Source organism: Metallibacterium sp. (assembly GCF_054637675.1).
In genome coordinates this window covers 1-3695 of the sequence record NZ_JBTSRB010000097.1, presented here as the reverse complement: position 1 = coordinate 3695, position 3695 = coordinate 1, and the positions used below count along the sequence as shown (strand labels likewise).

Genomic DNA, 3695 nt, shown 5'->3' with positions numbered 1-3695 from the left:
GGGGGCGGCCCTGTACCACCCACCAATAATCAGTTCGAGCACAGCAACAGCAACGAGCAGGGATACGCCAAGCCCGATACGCGCCGCGTGGTCGTGTCACCGCTGGCGGTGAACCCCGCCAAGACCCTGATGCACGCAATGGCGCATTGCCGCACCTGCCAAATTCGCTTCACCACTGCGTCGCGAGCAGGGTGCAAATGCGGCTGAGCCCGTAGACGTCCTTGGTATCCGACTCTTCCGCGGGCGAGTGCGAGTACTTGGTCGGCCAGCCGAGCGCCACGGCGTTGCTGCCGTAGCGCGTGTACACCGCGGCGTCGTTGCCACCCCCGGTCACGCCGTACTGCACGGGGATGTGGTTCGCGCGGGCCAGGGCGACGACCCGCGCCACGTCGGCGGGCGGATCGACGTGGGACAGGTCGACCGCGCGCACCACGAAGCCTTTCCCGAGGGGGGTATCACCGTATCGCTGCGTCTCCAGAGGCGACTGGCTGCTGACAAACATGTCGACGGCGAACACGACATCCGGTTCCCGCCCGAGCTTGGCCACGCGCGCCGCGTAGGCCGCCGCGCCTTCCAGACCCACCTCTTCGCGCGTCGTCCACAGGAAGGTCACCTGGTGGCCGGGATACTTGCGGGCAAAATCAGGACCCAGCGCGCGAACGGCCTCGATCAGCGCCGTATCGCCGACGCGGTCATCGATGCTGCGGATCTGGAAGTGCGATCCGAGCAGCGGCCGGTAGGTTTTCGGAATCGTCAGGAAATCGCCCACGCGGATGCCGAGCTGCTCGGTCGCGGCGCGCGAGTCGGTGCCCACATAGGCATCAGCCGACGCGTTCAGCGTGCTCAACGCCGGCGGCCACTTGAAGCCCGGCCGATCCCAGCCGGAGGGCAGCCCCAGCACCGCGCCGATGCTGCGCCCATCGGGCAGGTGCACCAGCATCACGTGGCCGAGGTAGTAGCGGCCATAAAACCCGCCGAGTTCGCGCACGACCAGCTGGCCGTCTTGCTTGATATGTGTGACCTGGTAGCCGATCTCGTCCATGTGCGCATCGAACAGGATCGTCGGCACATGCACGCCCGGCAGCGCATGACCGAGATGCAGCACGAGATTGCCGGCCGGATCGACGTGCGTCAGCCGCCGCGCCCAGGCGGGCAGCCGGCTGCGGATGGCCACGCGGGTGCCCTGCTCATGGCCGCTCGCGCCGTACGCGGTGGTCATCGTCTCGAGCGTTTTCAACACCTGCGCATGCGGCGCGGTGGCGTGATCGAGCAACGGCATGCCGGTGCCCGCGGCCGGTGTCCGCGCGGCATCGAAGGGGTCGTTCGCCGCGCTCATGGCGGTCACCGGTTCGCCGATGTAGTCCTCGAGCAGGCGCGTCAGCTGGCGCAGGTCCGCCCGCGAGAACGTCTCGGCCGGCGTCACCGGATAGAGCGTCGGCACGCCGAGCAGGGCGAAACGCTGCGGCAGCGCGGGCTTGTCGCCGAAGCCGCCGATCACCGGTGGCTTGGCGGCGACGGTTCGCGCCGCGATGTGGTGCGCGAGCGCCAGCGACTGCAATGTCTGGGGCAGGCGCGTCGCGCCCGCGGCCGTCGTCCCGATGACCACTCCGTCGCCGGGCTGCAGGCCTGAAATCGTCCCGCCCGCGGCGGGCGCCTGCGGGTCGATCCGTCCCACGAAGATCATTTCATCGACGGGCAGTTCGGTCAGCAGCCGCGCCAGGCCCCGCCCTCCGAGCCATTGCTGGGTTACGAAGGCGATGGTCGTGGTTCCGCGGGCCCGCGCGTGCGTGAGCCCCTGCGCGGCCTCGAGCAGCGCCTCCCAGCCGAAGCGGTCGCCCGCCGCGGCACCCGCTTCGTCGTCGGCACCGATCGTCATCGGCGGCTGCGCCAGACGCACCGGATCGAGAATGTCGGCGCCGGCGGCGCGGGCTTCGGCTGCCGAGTTCGCGCCGATGTCCAGATACAGATTGTCGATGTGCGACATCGAGGGCGGGTCCAGCCGGCCCGGCGCCAGATGGATGCTGAGCCCGGCAAATCCGCCGTTCAACAGCCCCTTCGACGTGACGACGTACGCCGGTTGCGCGAAGCTCAGCGTGTCGAACACGGGGTTCGGCTCGTGCTGCGGCAGACGCTGTACGCGCAGATAGCCCTGCGCGGTGATGCCGCTGACGACGTAGCCCGGCTGATCGATGGCGGCGACGATGAGACGATGGGGCGAGCCGCTTCCGACCGTGACCCAGACGTCCCCGAGGTTGTCGGTGTGCGGATGCAGCGCGCCAAGCTGGTGCGCGATCGCGGCCGTGAGCTGCTGTTCGTAGCCGGACACCGCCACGATCCGGCTCAGCACGGCGAAATTCGGCGGCGTGCTCGCGAACACTGGGGCGATCATGCTGCCCGCGACGGCGGCCGCGACGATGATTCGTGCAATGGCTTTCATATTGACTCCCCGCGGACCCCAAGAGTGGGTAGGCCTTTTGCGGCGATTATGGATTACCCGTACCGGCACGCGGCTCAGCCGATGCGCCGACCCAAGTGGATTGTACGGCGGGTCTGCCGCCCTTCGCCGGCTCTATCAGTGCGCGTGAGCCTTACAGGGCCATGCGCGCCGCCGCACTGCTGCAAGTGGCCTCGTCTTTATCTGATGGGACTGGGCATTGCGCTGCGCGCCACCGCCATCGCCCAACTGGGACGGTTCCGCACGCCCAACGTGGCCGTCCTCGCGGATCATCGGATCGTGGAGCGCGGGCTGTATCGTCACATCCGTCACCCATCCTATCTGGGCGCGCTGCTTGTATTCCTTGGCTTCAGCCTTGCGCTCGTCAATTGGCTCAGCCTCGTCGTGATCATGGGGATCTTTGCTGCCGATCTATTTCAATCGCATCCACGAGGAGGAAGCTGCGCTTACGGCTGCATTCGGTGCAGACCTGCCGAGCATATTGTCAGCGTACGAAGCATCTGCTCCCGGGTGTCTGGTGAGCGGGATCAGCGCGGTGAACCATCCGGCAGCACGGACGGAAAACATCCAAGTGGCCTGGTGCGACGCTTTGGTCGGCAGTGCCTTTGCCGTCATCATGTAGGTGATCGGCGATGTCGATGTACCGTGCGGCATGGCTGACCTGATCAGGGCGCTGAAGGGTGCCAGCCTTCGGCACGCGCTTCGCTGAATTGGCGAGGTGATGCCTCGGACAGCCTCATGAATACGGCGGGAGGAATGATTGATGCGAGCATGGATACGATGAATGTTGCTAGGCCACGAGGGACTGCGCGCGGGCTGGCGGGTTCTGATCTTCCTGGTTTGCGGAACGATCCTGCTCGGGATCTTGCGCCTTCTTTTGAACCATGCGCTGATGACGCTGGCGCCAGGGTTTTTCGCATCTCTGAAGTCGGGCGGCAAGGCGCTGCTGACGCCAGCATTCGCGATGTTGAACGATGGTTTCCTGTTGCTGGTGTACTTGCTGGTTCTTGCCGGCATGGCGCGGCTCGAACGACGGCGCTTCACGAGCTTTGGCTTGAATGGATCACGCGCTTGGCGGCACGGCTTGTCTGGGCTGTTCTGGGGCTTCGTGATGCTAAGAGATCGTTAACAAATTAAGTGTGCACTTCTATGCAGGCTTGATGGTGTAGTTCCAGTCGCCGTGGAAGGCGTTGCGGTCGATGGGAATGGCGGCGAAGTCGGCGTCCGAGACACCCACCCC

At 66.1% G+C, this 3695-nt stretch carries 4 protein-coding genes and 1 pseudogene; 4 read left to right on the top strand and 1 reads right to left on the bottom strand.

All coding sequences use genetic code 11. The annotated features are described in order from the left end of the window. Nucleotides 1–207: hypothetical protein (locus ACYDAT_RS15795; RefSeq protein ID WP_461451363.1), on the top strand; the 207-nt coding region annotated here is incomplete at its 5' end. Here the strand turns inward: ACYDAT_RS15795 and ACYDAT_RS15790 are convergent. After that, entirely contained in the window at nucleotides 170–2437 is a 2268-nt protein-coding gene (locus ACYDAT_RS15790; RefSeq protein ID WP_461451361.1) for a M20/M25/M40 family metallo-hydrolase, read from the bottom strand. The genes ACYDAT_RS15795 and ACYDAT_RS15790 overlap by 38 nt on opposite strands. A 48-nt stretch (nucleotides 2438–2485) precedes the next feature. Between ACYDAT_RS15790 and ACYDAT_RS15785 the strand changes: the two are divergent. The 3 genes and pseudogenes from ACYDAT_RS15785 to ACYDAT_RS15775 all read left to right on the top strand — a co-directional run. Continuing rightward, nucleotides 2486–2839, top strand: a pseudogene (locus tag ACYDAT_RS15785) (methyltransferase family protein); the annotation flags it as partial. 16 nt (nucleotides 2840–2855) lie between these two features. Then, nucleotides 2856–3077 carry a hypothetical protein gene (locus ACYDAT_RS15780; protein ID WP_461451365.1) on the top strand — a complete coding sequence of 74 codons (222 nt, stop codon included), beginning with the start codon at nucleotides 2856–2858 and terminating at the stop codon, nucleotides 3075–3077. Nucleotides 3078–3239: 162 nt separating this feature from the next. Further along, nucleotides 3240–3584, top strand: a complete 345-nt coding sequence (locus ACYDAT_RS15775; protein ID WP_461451359.1) for a hypothetical protein — start codon at nucleotides 3240–3242, stop codon at nucleotides 3582–3584. Nucleotides 3585–3695 lie beyond the last annotated feature (111 nt).

Excerpts from the sequence above, each read along its gene's own strand:
- ACYDAT_RS15790 (WP_461451361.1), bottom strand. The coding sequence starts at position 2,437 with ATGAAAGCCATTGCACGAATCATCGTCGCGGCCGCCGTCGCGGGCAGC.
- ACYDAT_RS15775 (WP_461451359.1), top strand. The coding sequence starts at position 3,240 with ATGTTGCTAGGCCACGAGGGACTGCGCGCGGGCTGGCGGGTTCTGATC.